This window comes from Methanobrevibacter sp. (assembly GCF_050872065.1).
In the GTDB taxonomy this organism is placed as follows: domain Archaea; phylum Methanobacteriota; class Methanobacteria; order Methanobacteriales; family Methanobacteriaceae; genus Methanocatella.
This window is the reverse complement of the sequence record NZ_JBNMGD010000023.1, coordinates 1-22977: the sequence shown is the minus strand read 5'-3', so window position 1 is coordinate 22977 and position 22977 is coordinate 1. Positions and strand designations below refer to the sequence as shown.

Genomic DNA, 22977 nt, shown 5'->3' with positions numbered 1-22977 from the left:
ATATAATAAAAAAAGTGAATAGTTAAAAAACTATTCTTCAATATCGTATTGTTCTAAAAGTTCAAGTATTTTTTCCATATCTGATTTTTCAATTTTCATAGCTTCTTTAGCAAAAATTAATCTTAAATCTGCTAAATCTTTTGGAGCTAAATCTACGATACGTACTGCAACTTTATCTTTTAGGTCAAAATCATCTTGAAGTTTTTTAATAATTTCTTCTGAATCTTCAAGGGAATATCTTTTAAATCTTGCAAGATGATTTAAAGTAATATTTTGTTCATAGTTTAATTCATTGTTTTGTGAAAAATCTTCAAGAACTTCTTTTACTTCTGTACTTGATATTGGTTCAATTTCAATAATTTCTTTTCCAATCATAGAAATCATTTTTGTAATTTTAAGTGGTCAGGTCTTACAATTAATTCTTTTGCTTTGTTTCCTTCTTTTAAGGATATGATGTAAGCTTTACCTTTTTGACCAATAATTTTTCCAGTTTTACCATGGAATCTAGGAGAAGGTTGTCCTTTTTGAATACTTGGGTTGATAGTAATATGAACTAAGTCTCCTTCTTCAAACCTTTGCATTCTGTTAGTAATAGGATTGGTTCTACCTGGTCTTTGGGTTTTAGTCATTTTTTTTCTTGATCTACTTTTTAATCCTCTTGATCTTTGCATAATATAACCTCTTATAAACTGTCTGGGTATATTAGTCTATGTTATCAGCTACCTAGTATTAAATTGCCCATAAATACTAGTAACATAGATTGTGAAAATAATATAATTATCACTCAGTAACATGATAATATTATAATTTTAGTTTAATGCTATTAATATACTTTTAGTTTTTTAGCATTTTTGAAATTTTTTAATATAAATTTTGAAATATGGTTTGTGATTGATGTTTGAAAATGGTGTGTGAAGATAACTATTTAGTTATCTTCGAATCTTCTTCTATCAATTAATTCTTGACGTTTACCTGGATTCCATCCACCGGATGCAGATTTTGCACGTCCAACTTGTTGTACATATCCGGTAATTCTGTCATACCATTCAACATCATCTTTTTCACCGCAAGTAGGACAAGTATTGTTTAATCCTTTCATTAATGTTTTACATTTGAGACAGAAACTTAATGCTGAACTGTAAGCCCAGAATCCTATATCAGATTTTTTAGCGATTTTATTAGTCAAACTCATTAAGGAATCAGGATCGGAATAGGATTCGCCCATGAATGCATGGAAGATGTGTCCACCTGGTGTAATGCTGTGGTATTGCTCTTCAATTTTGATTTTTTCGATAAGTGAAAGGCCAGTGTCTACTGGGACATGTGAAGAGTTTGTGTAGTAATTTGCGTTTCCTTCACCTTGTACAATAGCTTGGTCTCCGTATTGTTTTTTATCGAGAGTTGCGAATCTGTAAGCAGTAGATTCAGCAGGAGTTTGGATAACAGACCATCTGAGTCCAGTTTCTTCTTTTAATTGGTTAGCTCTGTCGTTGATGTATTCAATACATTTCACTCCGAATTTATTTGCATCAGCATTTTCGATACCTTCTCCAAATAGGGAAGATAACATTTCATTAAGTCCAACGAAACCGAAAGATAAAGTTGAATTTTGGATTCTGTAGTAGGAATCTTCTGCTATTTGTTGTTTTAAGAATGGTAAAATGTGGAAATCATTTAAGCATTTTAATCCTTGTTCTCTTCTAAGCATTAAAGTTTCAACTGCAAGATCCATGTATTCGTCTAAGTATTCGAATACTTGACTTTCGTCTTTAGATTGGTATCCTATTCTTGGTAAGTTTAAAGTAACATAAGCAAGGTTACCTGTTCTTAAACAGTCTTGATCCCAGTCACCAGTCCAGGTATCTTGTAAACAAGTTCTACATCCCATGTAGTTTGCCATATCTCCTCTGTATTTAGGGAACATGTTTACAAAGTAGGAGGAACCGTATTTTGCAGATAATTCATGAACTAATCTGATATCTTCCTCGTATTCACTGGTCATTGTTTCTTTACGGAGAGTGTAAATTGTATTAGGGAATAAATGAGGTTTTCCTTCGTTATCTCCAGCGAGTAATGTTTCAGTAAATGCTCTTTGTATTAATCTGGTTTCTTCTTCAAAGTCACCATAGGTTCCTACTACTTTACCTTTTGGTCCATATGCAGTTTCTTCTTTTAAGAAGTCCGGAACACCAAATTCTAATGCCATACTTGTAAATGGAACTTGAGATCCTCTTGCAGCATATGCCATATTTAAGTTGTAAATAAGCATCTGTACAGATTGTTTGATTTCTTCGTATGTTCTTCCTCTTGCAAATGGTGCTACAAATACGTTCCAGAGAGACATTCCTTGTCCTCCAGACATGTTTTGTTGTGCCGCAAGCATGATTTCACCAGTATGGTTCATTAAAGTTTCCATATGATTTGGAGCTCCTGCAATAGAAGTGTGGTCACCAGTACCATCTACTTTAAGTCCATATTTGATAAAAGTCCTTATATCATGTTGCATACAGTTTAAAGGTCTTCCTGCGAAAAATTCTAAATCGTGAATGTGAATGTCTCCAGACATGTGTGCATCTGCTAAGTGTTCAGGAAGCATTTTTAGGAGAGCATATTGTTTTAATGCTTCATCTGCTACATGTTTGTGAATACTTTCAGGGTTGTGAATCATGTTTGCGTTATCTCTGTTACCATTTTCAATTAAATTGGTAATATTATATACTGGAATACCTAAACGAGTGTAACGACTTCTTAAATCTTCTAATCCATATTCCACTAGTTTAGTGTTAACAATTTCCCTAATCATTGGAGCGGTTAAATATTCAACATTTAATTTTTTGAGTTCTTTCCAAGTTTCGGTTGCAATCTCAAATGCAGTTTCTTGGCTTGCTCCAGTTTCTTCAATTAAAGTATTTGCGATTTTTGATAAGTCAAATGCTTCAATAGTATCTCTTGAAGTACGTACTTTTAATCTGGTACTTGCTAAATATTTGTTTGCAATTTCAGAATCAATGTCTTCTAAACATTCGTGTACGATTTTTTTGATTTCTTTGGTTTTGATTCCATCGTATAACTGTGATATTACTGTTGCTACGATTTTGTCAGATTCAAAAAAAGGAGTTTCAACCATTACTAATGATTTTAATAATTTTTCATAGCTGAATCTTTCCTTAATCCCGTTATTTTTTTCTACATTGATTTTTGCAGATTCATTTAAATTTTTCTTTAATTCTGAAGTTTTTTCCATTTAAGACACACCATTTCTGTCAATTGAATGTAATTATGAATTTGAGAGAGTACTCTCATGTATAATAACATATGTTTGCTCATGTATAATGATTGTTCGCATTATAACGAACATATATTTAATACTTAATTTTGAAATATATAAAATTTTCGTCTTTACTTGAACAAATTTATTATACTGTGATATTTATTATATCTTTAATATTAAAAATTAAAAATCCAAGAGCATTTGAAAAGTAATTCTTTAGAAAAATACATCTAAAGAACTTTGTTTGGATTTATCACTTTCAAATAATGAGTTAATACCATATTCTTGGATTTCTAAACGTTGTTTCAAGTAATGTGAAACAGGATACCTATTAACAAGTTCTTGTGATATCTCAAGGTATTTAGTAACTGATCCTTTTGAAACGGATAGTATTAAATTACCTCCACACTTACATTTTCCAGTAAGTGGCATTCTTCGGTATTTAGCACCACATTTAGGGCACCTTACTTTTTGTTTGGAAAATGCTCTTGAGTTACCCATAATGTCAGGTAAGAAATGAGAAGATAAAACTTTTTCCACTACTCCTCTTTGATCAACTGCCCGAATAGTTTCAGCAAGTGCAATTTGAGCTTCAACTTTTTCTCTCATTGATGGTAATCTTTTATAGAGGCAGACTGTAGGTCCTGCATGGATACTTGAGGTATGATGGGAAAACATTAATCCTTCATATTGTTGAGGAGTTCCTAAATGCATTTCTACATTGTCAATATACTTTAAAACCTCTGCAGGTTTATGAGGAGTATATGTTTCTTCATAAAATTCAACAGGGAATCTCTCAAATATATCTAAATTGTGGGATTCATCATCTATTTCTTCTGGATCAATTCTTGAAGATAAAACCAAAGGCGCATCCATACTTCCTCCTCTGGTATTTGGTAAATATGATTTTGAAAAGTTAATTAATGCATCTAATAATAGCATTACTGCATCTTCATCACTGTCACAGTTTCTACGTTTTGCTGAGTGGAAGTAAGGGTGAGCATAACAGCCCAATGCTTTTGTAAATCCAACAATTCTTCCAAGTACTCCTGCTGATGTGTGAGGAGCAAGTCCTGCGACTAAATGTCCAATTAAATCACTTTTTTCTTTAACATTGTAAAATGGATCCATGTGGTAATACCTTTCGAGCTCATCGTCGATAAATTGAGCAGTATGTAGTAGATATTCACCACAGTTGTTTGAAATAACGATATCTTGAACTTTAAGTTCAATGATTTGGTCTTCATTTTCAATTGGATTTCCATAACAGTCTTTTTCATAACCCATTTCTAGTAGTTTTTCAACCGTAACTCCAATTTCACTTGGAATGAAGTGAGTAAGTGGTAAGTCTGTTGAATCATGTCTAATGGTTCCATCTTTAAAAGTAAATACTTCGTGTTTTGCTCTAAGTATTCCTTTTTCAATAGGTTCTGGTAATTTGGATTCTGAAATCATACCAATTACACCTTTAACTTCATCAACACGTCTTACTTTAACATTATCTGATGCTTTTTTAAGCATAGTTGCAAGGGGAACAGTTTTTTGAGATGGTTTTCCCATTTCAGTTGGGCTACCACATTTAGGGCAAAGTGCTCCAAATGAGCTGATTCCACAGTCGGGATTTGTACATTTTCTTCTAGAAATATCTACTTTAATATTTCCTTTTTTAGCAGCTGTTGCTACAAGTCTTCTAGATCCACCATTATTTCCAATAGGTATTAATCCGTGAGGTGCAGGCCTCATTAATCTTTCCTTTGATTTTTCAGGCCTACCTACACGAGTACCAATATATGCTGGGGCTTTGTTTTTAATTTCAACAGGTGAAACTTCATTTACAGCATCTAGGGTAGTTTCTTTCTCAGGTAATTTTTTAGATAATGTTACTAAAAGTGAATAAGAATGGTCTTTGTCAATAATAATTTTATTATCGTGTATGGTATGTGGAACACCTATTATTTCAAGAATTCTTTTTTGATATGATAAATCAAGTTGCATTCCTTCATCTTTATTGAATGTTGATTTGCATTTTTCAATTAAATCGATTAAGGAATTCAAATCTTCAATGGTTACATCATTGTAACAATATGTGTATTTAGGATGGAGTGGAATGTTATATTCTTTAGATAAGCTAAATGCTTCAATAGATGATAAATATTCATATTCAAGTCTATGTAAGTCTAAATTATTATTTTCCTCATCGAATTTTTCGCTTCTCATTAATAGTTGAATCCACCATTCTTCACACCATCCGGATGGATATAATGGCTGATTGTTTCTTAAAAATTCTCCGAATGCAACAAGCATATCTCCAAGGAATAATATTTCAACAACATCTTTTTTAACTTCACGTGCTTTTTTTACAGAATCAAGAATTAATACATCTCCATTTTTAAGTTTAACTGTAGGTCCTTCAATAGAATCTACTGGAACAACACAGTTACCTTTTCCAGGGTATTCAATTTTGAGCTGTGTACCAACGGCTAAAAAATCAAGTAATGCCATTGTTGCTGGATGAACTCCCATAGTTGCAAGGCCAGTATTTCTGGATCTTCCATATCTTAATCTAAATGCGCCTTTTTCGGAGGGGTATCCGAGAATTGGTCTTCCACCAATGATATCCTGAATATATTTAGGTTCGCTAACAATATCGGAGTCTCCTGAATCTTCTTTTGCATCTTCTTTTTTAGGTTTGGAATATTCTTCAAGCCAATCCCAGTCAAGACCTAATTTATTTGAAATCTTTTTGATTTTTTTGGATTTCTGGATAACTCCTTCAACCATAGCAAGAAGTGCTCCACCACGAATATTATTAGTTTCAACACGTTCTAAATCACGGTGAGATACTTCTACTTTATCTGTTTGTTCTCCTGAAACTTCTACAGGAATATGAGTTGCTGCAAATCTCACTTCTTCTGGTGTTGGTGAGTATTGCAAGTTTGTAACTTCTGATTCGTATAATTCAACTTCTTCTACGTATCTCTCGATTTCATCATCGATTGGTTTGAACTCATCAATGTCAATAGCTCGTCTAATCTTATCTCCTAAAAGTACTGCTAGTGCAGCTGCAGTTCCTCCTGCACTTCTAATAGGTCCTGCAAAGTATACTCCTATATATTTTGTTCCATCAAAGTTGTCTTTAATTTTAACATCAGAAATTCCTTCAAGCGGTGCTGCTACTACTCCTTCTGTAAGAATAGCAAGTGCAGTCCTAAGGCCTTGGTCACATCTTTGTTCGGTATCCCACTCAGCTTTTTCACCAGTAAGTTCAAACTTACCAGAAGCAATTTCTGCTGCAATTTCAAAGGCAACCTCTTCTCTTGTAATATCCTGTTCTAATATTTTAATTCTTTTAGCCACACCTTCGGGACCAACAAGCCCTTCTACTCTTTCAGCTAAATCCTTTGCAAGAGGTACTTCAGTCTCTATTTCAACATCTAAACCTCTTGATCTGGCCTCATTAGCTATTTCGTATAGGTGATGGGTTTCAGATTCTAATCTATCAAAATAATCCATGGTATCGCCACAAGTTACAAAATTAATTTACTAATATATTTATTGTTTTTCCTAATTTAATAATGTTTGTAATTTTAAAAATCACTATTAAATTCTACATTTAATAATACTTAAATATTGAAAAATCTAAATTTTTAAGTGTAATTTGTAGTTGAATTTTTTTGATTAATATTGCTATTTTTGGTGATTTTAATGTCAAACGATAAGCCGATTAATGCTATGTATGGTACTAAAATGAAATTAAACTTAGATAAACTCAAAAACAATAGTAAAACTGATGAAGTAAGTGAAAAATCTATTGAAGTAGTTTCTAAAAAATCTATTGATGTTTCTGAGGAGGTAGTTGAGGATAATATAAAAAAAGAAACTCCTGAAGAAATTCCTTCTAAAAAAATTGATTCTAATACCATAGGTAGTTTGAAAACTAAATTAAGTAAAAAAGAAAATAAATTATCTAACCAATCTCAGGAACTTCATTACTTAACCAATAAAATAATTCCTGATCTTAAAAAGGAAAACGCTAATTTAAATAAGATTAAAGATGAATTAACTGATGCTCTTGAAAAATCCACTAGGAAATACTTTGACCAATTAGATATTAATGTAGAGTTAAGTAATAAAATTGGAAAAATCGGTGCAGAAGGTGCTGTTAACAAGGTAAGGGCAGATAAATTTGAAGCTGAAATTGAGTCTGTTAAAGAGAAATTGCAAGCTAAAATAAATCAATATAAAGAGAAGCTGGATTCAATTAATCTTGATGAGTTGAAAAAAGAAAATAGTGTTTTGTCTAAAAATTTAGCTGATGTAAAATTAGAGTTAGATAAAGCTAAAAAAGATAATACTGGGCTTTCTAATGAGATTAAAACCTTAAGGGATGAAATAATTGAATTGGGTAATTATAAAGAAGAAGTAAATCAGCAAGTTAAGAAAGAAATTGAAGGATACAAAGAAGAAATCTCTTCACTTACTACTCAACTTAGACTTAAGGAAAGTAACTATGATAAATTGTCTAATGAGTCTAGCAAAACTATCTCAAGTTTGAAAAAGCAAATTGCCAAACTTGAAGAAGACTTGGAAAAAGAATCCAATAAAGGATTATTCAATAGATTTAGATAGATGATTAATCTCATCTATTTTTTTTTAAAATGACAAACGATAATTATTTTATGGATGAAGCTATTCATGAAGCCCAAAAATCTTTAGAAGATGGAGGACTTCCAATTGGGGCAGTTCTTGTTAAAAATAATGAGATAATATCAAGAGGACATAATAGATTAATCCAAGAGGAGTCTGTGATTTTGCATGCAGAAATGGATGCACTTGAAAATGCAGGTTGTTTAAGTTATGAAGATTATATTAACTGCACACTTTATACAACATTATCTCCATGTCCAATGTGTTCTGGTGCAGTAATATTATATAATATACCCCGAGTTGTAATTGGTGATAATACTACATTAATGGGTGCTGAAAAGCTATTGGAATCTAATGATGTTGAAGTTGTTGTATTAAACAATCCAAAATGTAGAGAGTTACTTTTAAATTTTATTAAAGATAATCCAAATATATGGGAAAAGGAGCTTAGAAAAGTCGGGAATACTACTGAGGTGAAATAGTGGAAATTATTGTAACAAATGAAATGGATGAGAGGTTCATTGAATTTTGTAAATCTTTTGGTTGCTTTTTAGATGATCCTCAAGTAGTTTTACTTTTAAATAATTTTGGTAAAATTGTTGGTTGTGCTAGTTTTAAAGTATATGATGCGGATTCTGCAGAGATTACTACATTATTCTTAAATTCATATGATGATCGTGAAAGAATAGCATATAAATTAATCAGACAACTTGAGAAAATAGCTATAGATTATGAATTTAAAAGTATAATTGTTAATTTTGATAGTAATGAAGATATTCTAATTGAAATCTTTGAAAAATTAGATTATAAATTCATTGATGAACTTGTAATGAAAAAAGAATTTAAAAGTTTAATATAATGAATTAAAGGTTAAGTGCCATTATGAGGTATAATGAACTTTTTTTTTAAAATAAAAAAAATTTAGGTTTTAATAGAAAAAATAAAATTTAAAAGATTAAGCTTCTTGTCTTAATCTTTTTATAACGAAATCTTTGTCTAAGCTTAACAAGAATGAAGCTGCTCTTGGGCCTTGTTTTTGACCAAGAATCATTTTATAAATAGCTTGGAATCCTTTTTGAGGTTTTAATTCTTGCGCTTCTAAGATTTCATACATTGCATCGTGTAATTGTGTTGCTTCTGTAAATTCATTGTTTTCCATTAAATCAGCTAAATCAGTTAAGAATTTAGTTTGCTCATCGGTTAACGGTAATTTTGGAATGTTTTTCTCTTGTACTTGGAACTTTACAAATTTAGGTGCATATGTATCTAACCAGTAAATTACGTTGTCAACTCTTTCACGATATTGAGCTAATTCTGTTTCGGTTAAATCATTAAATTCTTTGTCTTTGAAGCTTTTAGATAACTGTGAGTTTCTTTTTAAAATTCCATAGATTTTTTCTAAGTCATTTCCAGCAATTTGGTAAGCATTAACTAAGAATCTGAAAGGTGGTCTAAATGGTAAAGGACTGCCTTCGTGGATTTGCACGATTTCATAGATTTCTTTGAATTTTTTACCTTCTTTTTCAGATGGTGCTTCTTCTTCATCATAGAATACTTTTTCGACTGTATCGAATTGATCAATAAAGTCTAAAAATGGCATTTTTGGTGAGAAGTCTTTTGCTTTCATTGGTTTGGATCTAAATAAGTAATAGTTAAGACTTTCAGCAGGTCCAATTTTCAACCATTCTTCAGGAGCAAAGAATACACCATGAGATTTACTCATTGCTTCACCATCGAGTGTAATCCATTCGTATGGAACTGGGTACGGTGCAGGATAGTCGAATATTTTTTCTGAAATGATGCTACTTACATCATAAGATCCTCCACTAGCTGCATGGTCTTTTCCAAATGGTTCACATGTAGTTCCAAATATTTTCCATCTTGCTGCCCATTCTACTCTCCAGGTAAGCTTACCGTTACCAGATTTAATATCCATTTCACCCTCATGACCACATTCACATCTGTATTTAACAATATCTCCATCATAATCGTAAGCATAAGTTGTATTTACACGTCCACATTCCTCACAAATTGGATTGTAAGGTAACCAGTCATCAGCTAATGGTTCTCTTCTGTATTCATTGAAGATTTCTTTGATTTCATCAACGTGTTCAAAAGAAGTTCTAATATAATCGTTGTAAACACCAGCTTTATACATTTCAAAACCGGATTTGGTTTCCATTTCAATTCCATAATCATCCATTACAGAAAGTAAAGGTTTTTCAAAGTGTTCTACAAAGTTAGCGCAACAGCCGTCAGGACATGGAATGACTGAGTAGGGCATACCTAAATATTTATCATAATCTTCAGGAAGTGGATATGGGACTTTTCTTAATGGATCGTGGTCATCTGCAATCCAGATGGTCTTTGCTTGTTTTCCGAGTTCCCTTAATTTTTTTCCAATTGCATTAGCAATAAATATGTCGCAAGAGTTCCCAATGTGTATTGAACCTGAAATAGAGGTTCCACTTGCAATAACATGTTCTTCTACATCTCTTTGTGCTAATTCTTTAGCTATGTTTTCAATCCAATGTGTCATTTATATTCACCGTTTTAATAAAAAAATTATCATAAAATAAGTTATATTAAATTAATATTTGTTAGTATTTATATAAAAAGATTAAGTAAAATTAGTGTATTTTCAGTGAGATTGATTTTGAGTATAAAAAAAGAAGTAAATAGATAAGGTTTATCTATTTAATTAATTCAGAATCAGATTTATCTAACCATTCGTTAACGATTTTCACTGCACAGTAGTTACCGCACATTGTACAAGTATCCTCTTCTTCAGGAGGTCTTTGATCTCTTTTTGCACGTGCAGCTTCAGGAAACATCGCACATGCATATTGTCCTTCCCAATCAAGATTTTTACGAGCTTCTGCCATTGCTAAATCTTGTGAACCGTCGATTTGACCAGTTGCTAAATCACCAGCATAAGCTCCGATTTTAGTTGCGATTACTCCTTCTCTTACGTCATCAGGGTTAGGAAGAGCAAGGTGTTCTGCTGGAGTTACATAACAAATGAAGTCTGCTCCAGCTTTTGCAGATGATGCTGCACCGATTGCAGATACTATGTGGTCATAACCTGGTGCTACATCACATACGATAGGTCCAAGCATATAGAATGGAGCATTGGAACACATTTTCTTTTGAATCATAACGTTTGTAGGAATTTCGTTAATAGGGATGTGGCCTGGTCCTTCAATCATACATTGTACTCCAGCTTCGCGAGATCTATCAATTAATTCTCCTAAAATAATTAATTCTTGGATTTGAGCTCTATCTGTTGAATCAGCAATGGATCCTGCTCTCATACCATTAGCAAGTGAAAGGACAACATCGTGTTCTTTAGCTATTTCTAAAACATAATCAAAGTTTGAGTATAATGGATTTTCTTTTTCGTTTTCAACAATCCATCCGGACATGAATGATCCTCCACGGGATACAAGTCCAGTTATACGTCCTTGTCTTTTGAGTCTGGTTAAGGTCTCAATATTGATACTGCTGTGAATTGCCATAAAATCAATACCATCTTTTGCTTGTTTTTCGATAGCATTGAATAAGTCATCTTCAGTCATGTCAACTACAGAACCATGTTTTCTAATACTTTCAATAGATGCTTGATAAACTGGTACGGAACCTACTGGTAATGGGGACATGTCAAGAACCCTTCTTCTGATTTCGTCTAAGTCTCCACCAATACTTAATTCCATTAAACAATCCGCACCGTGGTCAATTGCAATCTGTGCTTTTTGTACTTCTTCATCAAAGTTAACGATATCAGTTGAAGTTCCAACTGTTGCATTTACTTTAGTTCTAAGGCCTGCACCAATACCTGCAGCTTCAATGTTTCTGTTTACATTACCTGGTATTACAATTGTACCTTTTGCTACTGATTTTAAGATAAAATCTTCTGAAACATTTTCTATTTCTGCTACATGTTTCATTTCTTCAGTTAAAATTCCTTTTTTAGCATCACTAATTTGGGTCATAGTATCACATTTTGTTAAATAATATTTAAAAAAGTCAAATTTACTTTAATTAAATTTCATTTAAATTTGATACTTTCTTATATTTAGTTATTAGTATTTAAATTAGTTGGTTGGCCTTTAATTAAATTAATATTGATATGTATCAATTTTTTTTGAAAAAATAGTGTTTATAGTTTTTAAAATCGTAAAATAAATTAATATTGATAAAAATAAAGTGTAATTTAAAAAAAGTTAAAAGAAAAATAAATTTAGTAAAATCTATTCATTCTTTCAAATGCATCATCAAAAGTAGGCATGTTAGTTTGACAGCCTTGGTGTTCAACAATAAAAGAGGATACAGTTGATGCAAATTTTGCAGAAGCTTCTAATGATTCACCATTTAAGAATCTTGATAAAAATCCGGCTCTATAAGAATCTCCAGCACCGGTAGGATCGGTAATTTTTGTTTTAATAGCATCAATTTTTATTTTATCTTCATTTGAATAAATTTCACTACCATTAGCACCGCAAGTTTTAACTATTATTTTTGGACCTAATGCTCTAAGGCCATCTAAATCTACTTCAAGGGATTCTAAGATTCTGCCGATTTCATGATGATTTCCAAAAAGGATGGTTGTATTTTCAATAACTTCTTTCAACTTTTTGATATCGTACATTCCAAGGTCTTGGCCTGGATCGAATGAAACAAGTAAATCTTCATTTTTAGCCTCTTCAGAACATCTCCAATTGAAATTAGGATCTCCTGTTGCTAAATGAACTGCTTCAGTATTCTTAATTGCAGATGTAGGTACTTTGCTTTCTGCAAATTCACGGGCAGCACCCCAATAGAAGTAGCTAATTTGGTCTTCATTATCATCAGTTAAGACAAATGCAGTAGGTGTTGATTCGCCAGGAACGATAATTAAAGAATTGGTATCAATATTTAAATTTTGCATATGTTCATAATACTCAGTTTTTTTGAAATCTCCACCAACCGCTGAAACTAAAGAAGTTTTTAATCCTAATTTAGCCCCAACACAAGCAACATTTGCCGCAGCTCCACCATTAAATGTTTTCATATCGGTTATTGGAGCAGAAAAGTTCGCTTTTGGAAATTCAGGCACTCTAATAATGTAGTCATGAGCAGAGTGACCAATAGATAGTAAATCTCTGTTTTTTACCATAATATCGCCTTGTAATATTTAATTTTATAATTGTTTTTTATCATTATTTAATAGTTTTGAAAAATTAAATTGATGATAAATCACGAAAAAATTTGGTCATATAAATGTAATAATTATTTTATAATTATAATATAATTTTATTTTTTCTAAGAGCAATTGGAAAGTAATCTACATCGATGCAAATCCTTGTTTTTCGATTTTTATTTGTCCTTCATTAGTTAAATATCTAATAAATTCATCAATTTCCTGTTTATCTTCGTTAACTTTGACTAAACTAATTACATGTCGTGTATCAAATTTTAAAAGTTCATTTCCTTTAAAATAACTTGCATTTAAAAAAGTATACAAATTTTTAGAGTTTTTAACTTTTTTATATGCATCAAACTGTGAATTTACGCTTTCTTTAATATTAATATGTATGTCATAATGTTTCAGACTGTCCCATGCAAGTCTTTGTGCAGATCCAGATACGCTTACAAAATCAAGATTTTCTAAATCAGAAATACTTTCAATTTTTTTAGAATTTGGGCTTGAGACAAGGACAAGGTAATCATAAGCTATTGGATAAAAATTTATATCTCTTTCAAATGCTATTAATGGATCATCCAATGTCAATATATCAACGACACCTCTTTTTGCAAGTTCAAATGCATCTTCATCATTGCTACTGTAGATATTGGTTTCAAAAGGTAGGTCAATACTTTCTAAAAGACCAGTACTGATGTGACCTCCAACGATGTTGATTGTGGAGGTTTTTTCAATCTGAATGGCATATTTTTTAAATTCATCCAATAATTTCAATCCTTCTTTTGTAAGTCCAGTACCATTTCCTCTTTTTTCTGTAAGTTTAAAACCTAATTTTTCTTCTGCTTTAAGTATTCTCCTATTGAATACGGTATGAGAGATATTTAGTTCTTTTGCAGACATTCTTTGGGAATTAGTTTTTGATAGTGAATCAAGACTTTCATATAATCTATATCCATAAACTTCACCATTTATCTCTAAACTTATTAATCCTTTACTTTCAAATTCCATCAATTATAAATAAAATTTTAATCATAATTAATAATATCGATTTGGGGATTTGAATAAAATGGAAATTATGAAAACTTCTATTAAGGTCATATTGGAAAATATTGTTAAAGCTGAAGAATTTTTAGATGAAAAAGCAATTGATGAATTTGAAAATATAATTATGAATTCTAAAAATATTTTTGTCACTGGTGCTGGAAGATCTGGACTTGCTGCTAAAGCTTTTGCAATGAGATTAATGCATTTGGGTTTAAGTGCTTATGTTGTAGGGGAAACTATTTCTCCAGCTATTTATGAAGATGATTGTATTATTGCAATTTCAGGTTCAGGTGAAACAAATACAATTGTTTCCGCTGTGAAAATTGCTAAAAATAGGGGTTCAAAAGTCTTGGCTTTAACATCTTACCCGGACTCTACTTTAGGACAATTATGTGATGCTTTTATTCTCGTTAAAGGAAGAACCAAAAAAGAGGTAGATGATGAAAATTATATGAAACGTCAAATTCATGGAAATTATACTTCTTTAACTCCTTTAGGTACTGCATTTGAATTAACTACTTTAGTGTTTTTAGATGCTATTGTTTCTGAATTAATGGAAAAAATGCAACAAACTGAAAGTGATTTAAAAGCAAGACATACAGTTTTAGAGTAATTTAATCAAAAATTACTCTATTTTGATTATTATATATATTACAGCGTTGGCCTCTTAGGAATCCAACAAGAGTCACATTTCCTTTTTTTGCAATATTATATCCGGAATTGGCAGGTGCTGCATTTGATGCTAAAAGTGGCACACCAACTCTAGTCATTTTTATTACCATGTCTGCAGGCATTCTTCCACTGTAAATCACATAGGAATGATTTAAATCAAAACCATTTAATAGACCATATCCAATCACTTTGTCAACCGCAACATGGCGGCTTACATCTTCTTTCACGACAAATTGTCCATCATATACAATTCCTGCAACATGTGTTCCGCCGGTAGCTTGCCAGATTTCAGCATTATTTTTCAATTCTTCAATTCTGTCAATTAATTCTTTAACGTTAACTTGCAGGTCAGAGTTGACAGGATTTATTTCTTTGATTTTACTTCTCCAACCACCTGCGGAATCAGAGCATAATACAGTTTCATTTGTTTTAAGTAGTGTATCATCAATTTCTACATTAATATGAATGCCATCAATTTCGATTTTTTTAATGTCGTCAAGGGATTTAACCATATTTTCGTTAAATAAATATCCAACTGCAAATTCTTTAAGTGAGTCTTCAATTGCAGATAAGCTACGTGAAATATTTCCATTTATTGTTAATGTAATTGTTTCGTCTTTTACGACATTTTCTTTTACTTTTTCATGTCGATTATTTTTATATTTTATAGCATCTATCTCTTCAATTTTCATTTTTTCCCTCATATATAGATATATTAATTATATTTAAATTATTTTAATTTAATAATTATATATGTGTTCTAATGAGGTGATTATGTGAATATGGAAGATTATGATGAACAGTTAAGAAATGCAGTTGAGTTTCATGGTGAACTCTGTGGGGGTATAGCTATTGGAACTAAACTTGGGATGTATGGTCTTGAGTTATTGGGCATGGAACTAAATCAAAGACATAAAAATTTAATTGTTATTTTAGAAAGTGAAAGATGTACTTCTGATGGGATCCAAGCTGTAACTAAATGTACTATTGGTAAACGATCTTTAAAATTAGCTTATTATGGTAAATTTGCTGCTACTTTCTATAATATTGATACTGGTGAAGCTTATAGAGTTTCAGATGCTGATGCAAATAAAAATGATAAATCTAAAGAAACAAAAGAAGAATTAGTTAAAAGGTTTAGAATTACTCCTCCTGAAGAGTTATTCAAGGTTGAAAAAGTCAGAGTTAAACCTTTCAATGAGGCTCAAAAACCGGGAGGTAGTCATGCAACTTCTTGGTGTAGTGTTTGTGGTGAGAAAATCACGGATAATTATCATTTGCTTAGAGCAGGTAAGCCAATTTGTGAAGCTTGTGCAAATGAATCTTATTATGAAGTCATTGAATGATGACTTTAAACTTATTTTTTAGAGATATAGTGCTCTATTCTCTATTTGATTATTTTTGTTTTATATGTGTTTGTTTTTAATAAACATCGATTATATATATTTAAACTCAATAAATAATGAATATTTATTCAAAAATAAGTAAAAAAAGAACTTTAATATGATGTTACTAGTATTCATCATGATTTATCATTATTATTTTTATTTTATCGCTTGTAATATTTAAATATTTCTTTTATTTCCTAATGACAAATCCTTTATATATTAAACTATTAATATAGACTCATAATACTTTGAACATCTTATAATGTGGAATTCATTAGTATTATAAAAAATTTAATTTAAAAGGGAATAAAAGAGGTTGATAAGATGAGTTCATTTAAAAGTCCAGCTGAAGTTGCAAAAGTAATATCTAAAACAGCTGGAACAAAAAACTCTGCGAATATTGTTAATGTAATATTACTCTCTTTCTTAGCAGGAGCATATATTGCATTCGGTGGTTTATTAGCTGTAGTTTCAAGCGCAGGTATGCTTAAAGCTGGCGCTCCTATTGGTTTAGAAAAATTTGTATTTGGTGCAGTGTTCCCTGTAGGTTTAATTATTGTTATTCTTGCAGGTTCTGAATTATTCACTGGAAATGTCATGTTTATGGTTTTAGGTGTTTTAGATGGATCTGCTTCTTTAGGCGGTCTTGCTAAAAACTGGGTTGTTAGTTGGATTTTCAACTTTATTGGAGCTTTATTCGTTGCATACGTTTTAGCTTTCATGGGAGGAATTTGTCCTACTGATGCAACAGCACCTGCTTATGCTATTTCTGCTAAAGCTATTGCAGTAGCAGAAGGTAAAGTAACTATGCCTTTCACAGTAGCTTTAATTAAAGCTATTGGTTGTAACTGGTTAGTATGTTTAGCTGTATGGTTAGCTAACGCATCTGATGATGTTATTGGTAAAATACTTGGTATTTGGTTCCCAATTATGGCTTTCGTTACAATCGGATTTGAGCACAGTGTTGCAAACATGTTCTTTATCCCATTAGGTATGTTCTTAGGAGCTAATGGAGTAACCTGGTCCACCATGATTATAAACAATTTAATCCCTGTTACTATTGGTAACATTATTGGTGGAGGACTTTTCGTAGCTTGTATTTATTGGTACACTTTCCTTAAAGAATAAGCTAGTTAAATTGAACTTTAAAGGAGCTTATAATTTAAGCTTCTTTTAAAAAATATTTTTTAAAAAGATATATATTTTGGAGATTATAAAATGGTTGAAATTAAATATGTTCCAACAATCTGTCCATACTGTGGTACTGGTTGTGGACTCAATTTCGTTGTTAAAGACGGAAAAATTGTTGGTGTTGAACCTTTAAAAAGAAGCCCTGTAAATGAGGGTAAAGTATGTCCAAAAGGAAACTTTGGATATCAATTTATTAATAGGGAAGACAGGTTAACTTCTCCTTTAATTAAAGAAAATGGTGAATTTAGGGAAGCATCTTGGGATGAAGCTTTAGACTTAGTTGCTAACAAACTTAAAGAAGTATCTGATGAAGACCCAAACAAAGTTGGATTCTATGCATGTGCTCGTTCACCTAACGAAAACATTTATATTACTCAGAAATTAGCAAGAGTAGCTTGTGGAACTCAAAACGTAGACCACTGTGCACGTATCTGTCACGGACCTACTGTTGCAGGTTTAGCAACTACTTTTGGATCAGGGGCTATGACCAACGGATTCGACAGTATCAAAGAAGCTGATTACATCTTCTGTATCGGATCCAACAACATGGAAGCTCACCCATTATTCGGACGTAAAATCATCCAAGCTAAAAAGAATGGTGCTAAATTAGTAGTATTAGACCCAAGATTCACTCCTACTGCTAAACTCGCAGATGAATACGTACAATTTGAAACTGGTACTGACGTTGCTTTAATGAATGCTATGATTAAAGTTATCATAGATAACGACTTACAAGATGATGAATTCATTGCAAACAGAACCAAAGGTTACGAAGAAATGAAAGAAGTTGTTCAAAAATACACTTTGGACAAAGTTTCTGAAATCACAGGTATTGCTCCTGAAACTATTGAACACTTAGCTATTGAATATGCATCTGCTGACAAAGCAGCTATCGTATACTCCTTAGGTATTACTGAACACTCCCACGGTGCAGACAACGTAATGTCCACTGCAAACCTCGCAATGTTAACTGGTAATATTGGTAGAGAAGGTACTGGTGTAAACCCATTAAGAGGACAAAACAACGTACAAGGTGCTTGTGATATGGGTGCATTACCTTCCGATTACGTAGGATACAGAAAAGTTAAAGATCCAGAAACTACTGCATGGTTCAACGAATACTACAGTGGAGATGGATACGAAGTTAACTTACCAACCACTCCTGGTTTAACATTAGTTGAAATGATGAATGCAGCTCATGCTGGTGACTTAAAAGTATTATACATCCATGGGGAAGACCCTGTACTCTCCGATGCTGATGTACAACACACCAAAGAAGCACTTGCTAACTTAGAAATGTTAGTTGTTCAAGAATGTTTCTTAACCGACACTGCACAATGTGCTGATGTTGTATTACCTGCTGCAGGTTGGGGTGAACAAGAAGGTACTTTCACCAGTGGTGAAAGAAGAGTACAATGCTTACACAAAGCTCAAGAACCTCCTGAAGGCGCAATGTTAGATTGGAAAATCATGGAAGAAATCGCAGTTAGAATGGGTGTACCTAGATCCTTATTCCATTACGAAACTTCTGAAGATATCTTCAACGAAATCAGAGAATGTGCTCCTATCATGGCAGGTATGAACCGTGAAAGATTAGATACTCCTGAAGCTCTTCACTGGCCTTGTCCTTCCGAAGATGATCCATGTCAACCATTAATGCACAAAGAAAAATTCGCACACCCTGATGGTTTAGGAATTTTCCAAGCATTAGAACACAAAGGACCTGTTGAAACTCCTGATGAAGAATACCCATTACTCTTAACTACTACCAGAGTATTGTTCCACTATCACGCTGCAATGACTAGAAGATGTGAAACCTTAAGTAATGAGGTAAAAACTGGATTTATCGAAATCAACACTAAAGATGCTAAAGAAAGAGGAATTATTAATGGTGAAGTTGTAAAAGCTTACTCTAGAAGAGGAGAAATCGCAATTCCTGCACGTGTAACTGATGATATCAAAGAAGGTATTGTAAACATCCCAATGCACTTTGTAGAATGTGCTGCAAACGTATTAACTAACTCCGATTCTTTCGACCCTAAATCTAAAATGGTTGAATTAAAAGCTTGTGCTATTAATGTAGAAAAACTCCCTGAAAAAGTAATCGTTAAAGGAGAAGTCTACAAAGATGGTACTGATACTGAAATTAAAGCTGAAGACATGACTACTACCACCATTAAAGTAGGTAAATAAATAAGGAGTAGATTTAAATGAGCGCAAAAATTAACGATATGTACTACGCATACTCTGCTATCGAAGATATTAAAGAAAAAGGAGAGTACGGTGGAGTAGTAACTACTATCATGAAATACTTATTAGAAGAAGGTATCGTTGACGGTGTTGTTGGTGTAACCGAAGGTCACGATATGTATGATGGTGTACCTATTCTCGTAACTGACCCTGCAGATGTAATTAAAACTGCTGGTTCTGTACACTGTGGTACTTTAAACCTTGCTAAATTCGTATCAAAATACTTAGATGGTGCAAGAGACATGAAACTTGCTGTTGCATGTAAACCTTGTGATGCAATGACCATCAGAGAATTAATGAAAAAAGGTAAAATCATCGAAGATAATGTAATCATGATTGGTGTAAACTGTGGAGGTACTTTCTCACCTGTTCCTACTATGAACATGATTAGAGATGTATATGAATTAGATCCTAAAGATGTTATCAAAGAAGAAATTTCCAAAGGAAAACTTATTATGGAAACTGCTGATGGTGAAAAAGGAATTGCTATTGGTGAGTTAGAAGCACAAGGTTTAGGTAGAAGAGAAAACTGTCAAAGATGTAACCTTAAAATCCCTATTAACGCTGATATGGCATTAGGTAACTGGGGAGTTATTGGTGAATTAGCTGGAAAAGCAACTTTTGTTGAAGTATTCACTGAAAAAGGTGCAGATGTTTTAAGTAAAGTTATTGATGCTGGATTAATCGCTACTGAAGAACCTCTCGAAAAAGGAATTAAAATCAGAGAAAACATTAACAACTTCATGCTCAAAGAGTCCCAAGAGAAAAAAGAAGTTGATTACGCAGGTACCACTGGAGATATTATTGATGTATTCCACATGTATGAAGATGAATTCTCCAAATGTATGAAATGTTACGGTTGTCGTGAAGCATGTCCATTATGTTTCTGTGAAGACTGCTGTCTCGAAGCTGAAGGTCCTGAATGGGTACCTGGTGGATACACTCCTGCAGCTCCTTTCTTCCACTTAACTCGTTTAGTGCACATGGTTGATGCATGTACTAACTGTGGTCAATGTTCCGAAGTATGTCCATGTGAAATCCCTGTAGCTAAAGTATGGAGTACTGTAAACAATAAAGTAAGAGAAATCTATGGATACATTCCTGGTATGGGTACTGATGACCCACTTCCATTCACTGATCATGTATCCAAAGCTAAATGGATTTAAGGGTTCCCCTTTTATCCATTTTATTTTTTTAGCTATAATAATAACAGTGTTATATATTTTTTTAAAAAAATATAAAAAGAGAATTAATTCTCTTTGTTAAATGGTTCACGTTTATTGATTCCATTAAGGAATATCTCTTCAAGTTCTTTTTCACTTTTACCTTCCCTAATATGTGAAATCAATTCTACTAAATTATCATTCCTAAGCAAACAAGGTTTTATTTTTCCATCTGGTGTTATCCTTAATCTAGAACAACTTGCACAGAACTTAGCATTATCAACTGGTTTGACTATTTCGATTTCTCCATCACCAATGTAATATTTTTTACGTCCTTGCATAAACTTACGTTCATGAACCTTATCAGCTATATCAGCTAATTCCTTTTCAATAGAATCTAAAGGATAATGATGTTCTGCACTGAATTCATCGTCATCACAGTTTTCACTTTCGATTAATTCAATCAATTGAAGGATGATTCCATGTTCTTTACAGAATTCGAACATTTCTTTTATTTCATGCACATTTACATCTTTCATTATAACCATGTTTATTTTAACAGGGTATAATCCAACTTCAACGGCTTTTAAGATACCTGACTTAACTTCATTTAGATAATCCATATTTGTTAGATATTTATATGTATCTCTGTTTAATGTGTCTAAACTTACATTGACCCTATTTAATCCTGCATCTTTTAAGTCTTGAGCATATTTTTTAAGCAATACTCCGTTAGTAGTTAATGAAATATCTTTAAAACCAATGCTTGCGATTTTTTCAACAATTTCCACGATATCTTTTCTAACTAATGGATCTCCACCTGAAAGTCTTATTTTTCTAACACCAATTTTTTTAGCTATTTTGCTTATAGTATACATTTCGTCAGGTGTCATTTCATCTTTTGATGAATCCATTCCATCGTGATGACAATAAATGCAGTTTTCATTACATCTATTTGTTATTGTGATTCTTAGTGAAAGGATAGGTCTCTCATATTTATCTTTGACTACATTTTTTAACATATTATCATTCTTCCACTTTGATTTTTAATTCGGTAATTTTTGTATCTACTTTCAAGGAATTTACAATGGCAAAAATTGTTTCTTTTAATATTCCTTGTGTGAATTTGTTAATATCAACAGTATGATTATTTGTTTTAAGTTTAATAGTGGCGTTTTCTAGTTTATCATTTTTGATATTTGAAATGATTACTTCAATTGTTTTAACGTTATCTTCAGTCTTAATAGAATTAATCATTCCTTTAATGGAATTTGAAACAATATTTTTTGTAAAGGTATTTATTTCTATATTTTTATCATTGACTAAAATACTGCATTCAGCATCGATTGGGCTATTATTTGTTTCATTAGGGATTATTAATTCAATGTTTGATATATTTTCAACATCATAATCATCTAAATTCAATGTATTTATCACGCCAAGCACGATTTGTTTTAAATAGTCACTTACAAATCTATTTAATCCCACAACCTTATCATTTATTGATAGATAACTGTGAATATCATCTAATTCATTAACAGTTAACTTTCCTTTACGAATTTCAGATGCAATAGACTCTCCATTATTGAATCCACAATTATTTGCAAATAATGTATTTACTATATCATGGGATCTTTCTTCGATAATGTCAACTAATTCTTTCAAGCCATTATCATCAATAGTGAATGAATCCACTTCTTTAATTGTGTATTCATCGACTACGTCAGGGGAAGTTGCTATTTTTGGATAATTATATTTTTTAAAGCCTTCAATGATAACGAAATCAACGAAATCCATGTGTTTTATTAAAAATAGTAATCTATTTAAATCCATCTCTTTTTTCACATTAAAAAATGTTGTTGAACCAATCCCAACAACAACATTAGACCCTGCTTGTTTATGTTTCCAGGTATCTGTATTCTCTTTATCCATTTCCATAGTGTGATGTGAATGTTTTATTGATGCTACATTGTAGCCTCTCTTTGTAAGTTCTTCAATAACTTTTACTGTCAACGAAGTTTTTCCAGTATTTTTTCTTCCAACTATAGATACTATTTTCATAATATTCTCCCCTTTAATAATATATATTGTAATTGGTATTAATTAAGAATTTCTAAATTATTTATGTGTAGTTACTACACAATTTAGTTAAACCAAAATATTTTATGT

At 31.9% G+C, this 22977-nt stretch carries 19 protein-coding genes; 8 read left to right on the top strand and 11 right to left on the bottom strand.

All coding sequences use genetic code 11. The features are described 5' to 3' along the window. Positions 1-30: 30 nt before the first annotated feature. From ACR0P1_RS04685 to polC, 4 genes are all read right to left on the bottom strand, one after another. Positions 31-375: an RNA polymerase Rpb4 family protein gene (locus ACR0P1_RS04685; RefSeq protein WP_432645255.1), complete on the bottom strand. Its 345-nt coding sequence runs from the start codon at positions 373-375 to the stop codon at positions 31-33. Positions 376-380: 5 nt separating this feature from the next. Beyond that, positions 381-671, bottom strand: coding sequence for a 50S ribosomal protein L21e (locus ACR0P1_RS04680; RefSeq protein ID WP_432645254.1), 291 nt, complete (start codon positions 669-671; stop codon positions 381-383). 254 nt (positions 672-925) lie between these two features. Continuing rightward, positions 926-3244 carry an anaerobic ribonucleoside-triphosphate reductase gene (gene nrdD, locus ACR0P1_RS04675; RefSeq protein ID WP_432645253.1) on the bottom strand — a complete coding sequence of 773 codons (2319 nt, stop codon included), beginning with the start codon at positions 3242-3244 and terminating at the stop codon, positions 926-928. Between the two features lie 243 nt (positions 3245-3487). Next, a complete protein-coding gene (gene polC / locus ACR0P1_RS04670) occupies positions 3488-6784 on the bottom strand; it encodes a DNA polymerase II large subunit (protein WP_432645252.1) in 3297 nt (1098 codons plus the stop codon). Between the two features lie 192 nt (positions 6785-6976). Between polC and ACR0P1_RS04665 the strand changes: the two genes are divergently transcribed. Genes ACR0P1_RS04665 through ACR0P1_RS04655 form a run of 3 tightly spaced genes read left to right on the top strand, consistent with a single transcriptional unit; the run spans position 6977 to position 8777 of the window. Then, on the top strand, positions 6977-7900 hold the full coding sequence (locus ACR0P1_RS04665) for an acyltransferase (RefSeq protein WP_432645251.1): 924 nt from the start codon (positions 6977-6979) through the stop codon (positions 7898-7900). 29 nt (positions 7901-7929) lie between these two features. After that, the gene (locus ACR0P1_RS04660) at positions 7930-8400 is read left to right on the top strand and encodes a nucleoside deaminase (RefSeq protein WP_432645250.1); all 471 of its coding nucleotides are present in this window, start codon (positions 7930-7932) and stop codon (positions 8398-8400) included. Then, entirely contained in the window at positions 8400-8777 is a 378-nt protein-coding gene (locus ACR0P1_RS04655) for a GNAT family N-acetyltransferase (RefSeq protein WP_432645249.1), read from the top strand. The genes ACR0P1_RS04660 and ACR0P1_RS04655 overlap by 1 nt, the downstream gene beginning before the upstream one ends. A gap of 96 nt (positions 8778-8873) precedes the next feature. Here ACR0P1_RS04655 and lysS read toward each other — a convergent pair whose 3' ends face one another. From lysS to ACR0P1_RS04635, 4 genes are all read right to left on the bottom strand, one after another. Next, entirely contained in the window at positions 8874-10457 is a 1584-nt protein-coding gene (lysS, locus tag ACR0P1_RS04650; protein WP_432645248.1) for a lysine--tRNA ligase, read from the bottom strand. 154 nt (positions 10458-10611) lie between these two features. Next, positions 10612-11910 (bottom strand): phosphomethylpyrimidine synthase, encoded by a 1299-nt coding sequence (thiC, locus tag ACR0P1_RS04645; RefSeq protein WP_432645247.1) that lies wholly within the window; start codon positions 11908-11910, stop codon positions 10612-10614. Between the two features lie 248 nt (positions 11911-12158). Continuing rightward, on the bottom strand, positions 12159-13073 hold the full coding sequence (locus ACR0P1_RS04640) for a carbohydrate kinase family protein (RefSeq protein ID WP_432645246.1): 915 nt from the start codon (positions 13071-13073) through the stop codon (positions 12159-12161). A 168-nt stretch (positions 13074-13241) separates the two neighbouring features. Next, positions 13242-14108 (bottom strand): LysR family transcriptional regulator, encoded by an 867-nt coding sequence (locus ACR0P1_RS04635; protein ID WP_432645245.1) that lies wholly within the window; start codon positions 14106-14108, stop codon positions 13242-13244. A 58-nt stretch (positions 14109-14166) separates the two neighbouring features. On the opposite strand from ACR0P1_RS04635, the gene hxlB reads away from it, so the two are divergent. Beyond that, positions 14167-14757, top strand: a complete 591-nt coding sequence (gene hxlB, locus ACR0P1_RS04630; RefSeq protein ID WP_432645244.1) for a 6-phospho-3-hexuloisomerase — start codon at positions 14167-14169, stop codon at positions 14755-14757. Between the two features lies 1 nt (position 14758). Here hxlB and fdhD read toward each other — a convergent pair whose 3' ends face one another. Next, positions 14759-15508, bottom strand: coding sequence for a formate dehydrogenase accessory sulfurtransferase FdhD (fdhD, locus tag ACR0P1_RS04625; RefSeq protein WP_432645243.1), 750 nt, complete (start codon positions 15506-15508; stop codon positions 14759-14761). A 90-nt stretch (positions 15509-15598) separates the two neighbouring features. On the opposite strand from fdhD, the gene ACR0P1_RS04620 reads away from it, so the two are divergent. From ACR0P1_RS04620 to ACR0P1_RS04605, 4 genes are all read left to right on the top strand, one after another. After that, entirely contained in the window at positions 15599-16162 is a 564-nt protein-coding gene (locus tag ACR0P1_RS04620; RefSeq protein ID WP_432645256.1) for an FmdE family protein, read from the top strand. A 366-nt stretch (positions 16163-16528) separates the two neighbouring features. Next, positions 16529-17332 carry a formate/nitrite transporter family protein gene (locus tag ACR0P1_RS04615; protein WP_432645242.1) on the top strand — a complete coding sequence of 268 codons (804 nt, stop codon included), beginning with the start codon at positions 16529-16531 and terminating at the stop codon, positions 17330-17332. A gap of 90 nt (positions 17333-17422) precedes the next feature. Continuing rightward, positions 17423-19588, top strand: a complete 2166-nt coding sequence (gene fdhF, locus ACR0P1_RS04610) for a formate dehydrogenase subunit alpha (RefSeq protein WP_432645241.1) — start codon at positions 17423-17425, stop codon at positions 19586-19588. Between the two features lie 17 nt (positions 19589-19605). Continuing rightward, on the top strand, positions 19606-20811 hold the full coding sequence (locus tag ACR0P1_RS04605) for a Coenzyme F420 hydrogenase/dehydrogenase, beta subunit C-terminal domain (protein ID WP_432645240.1): 1206 nt from the start codon (positions 19606-19608) through the stop codon (positions 20809-20811). An 83-nt stretch (positions 20812-20894) separates the two neighbouring features. On the opposite strand, the gene moaA is transcribed toward ACR0P1_RS04605, so the two are convergent. Together moaA and mobB are read right to left on the bottom strand one after the other, a co-directional pair. Beyond that, positions 20895-21830: a GTP 3',8-cyclase MoaA gene (gene moaA / locus ACR0P1_RS04600; RefSeq protein WP_432645239.1), complete on the bottom strand. Its 936-nt coding sequence runs from the start codon at positions 21828-21830 to the stop codon at positions 20895-20897. A gap of 4 nt (positions 21831-21834) precedes the next feature. After that, the gene (gene mobB / locus ACR0P1_RS04595; protein ID WP_432645238.1) at positions 21835-22869 is read right to left on the bottom strand and encodes a molybdopterin-guanine dinucleotide biosynthesis protein B; all 1035 of its coding nucleotides are present in this window, start codon (positions 22867-22869) and stop codon (positions 21835-21837) included. Between the last annotated feature and the right edge of the window lie 108 nt (positions 22870-22977).

Coding starts and splice junctions, on each gene's coding strand:
- ACR0P1_RS04685 (WP_432645255.1), bottom strand. CDS start 375: ATGATTGGAAAAGAAATTATTGAAATTGAACCAATATCAAGTACAGAA.
- ACR0P1_RS04640 (WP_432645246.1), bottom strand. CDS start 13,073: ATGGTAAAAAACAGAGATTTACTATCTATTGGTCACTCTGCTCATGAC.
- fdhF (WP_432645241.1), top strand. CDS start 17,423: ATGGTTGAAATTAAATATGTTCCAACAATCTGTCCATACTGTGGTACT.
- ACR0P1_RS04680 (WP_432645254.1), bottom strand. CDS start 671: ATGCAAAGATCAAGAGGATTAAAAAGTAGATCAAGAAAAAAAATGACT.
- nrdD (WP_432645253.1), bottom strand. CDS start 3,244: ATGGAAAAAACTTCAGAATTAAAGAAAAATTTAAATGAATCTGCAAAA.
- fdhD (WP_432645243.1), bottom strand. CDS start 15,508: ATGAAAATTGAAGAGATAGATGCTATAAAATATAAAAATAATCGACAT.
- ACR0P1_RS04605 (WP_432645240.1), top strand. CDS start 19,606: ATGAGCGCAAAAATTAACGATATGTACTACGCATACTCTGCTATCGAA.
- ACR0P1_RS04635 (WP_432645245.1), bottom strand. CDS start 14,108: ATGGAATTTGAAAGTAAAGGATTAATAAGTTTAGAGATAAATGGTGAA.
- moaA (WP_432645239.1), bottom strand. CDS start 21,830: ATGTTAAAAAATGTAGTCAAAGATAAATATGAGAGACCTATCCTTTCA.
- hxlB (WP_432645244.1), top strand. CDS start 14,167: ATGGAAATTATGAAAACTTCTATTAAGGTCATATTGGAAAATATTGTT.
- mobB (WP_432645238.1), bottom strand. CDS start 22,869: ATGAAAATAGTATCTATAGTTGGAAGAAAAAATACTGGAAAAACTTCG.
- ACR0P1_RS04665 (WP_432645251.1), top strand. CDS start 6,977: ATGTCAAACGATAAGCCGATTAATGCTATGTATGGTACTAAAATGAAA.
- lysS (WP_432645248.1), bottom strand. CDS start 10,457: ATGACACATTGGATTGAAAACATAGCTAAAGAATTAGCACAAAGAGAT.
- polC (WP_432645252.1), bottom strand. CDS start 6,784: ATGGATTATTTTGATAGATTAGAATCTGAAACCCATCACCTATACGAA.
- thiC (WP_432645247.1), bottom strand. CDS start 11,910: ATGACCCAAATTAGTGATGCTAAAAAAGGAATTTTAACTGAAGAAATG.
- ACR0P1_RS04660 (WP_432645250.1), top strand. CDS start 7,930: ATGACAAACGATAATTATTTTATGGATGAAGCTATTCATGAAGCCCAA.
- ACR0P1_RS04620 (WP_432645256.1), top strand. CDS start 15,599: ATGGAAGATTATGATGAACAGTTAAGAAATGCAGTTGAGTTTCATGGT.
- ACR0P1_RS04615 (WP_432645242.1), top strand. CDS start 16,529: ATGAGTTCATTTAAAAGTCCAGCTGAAGTTGCAAAAGTAATATCTAAA.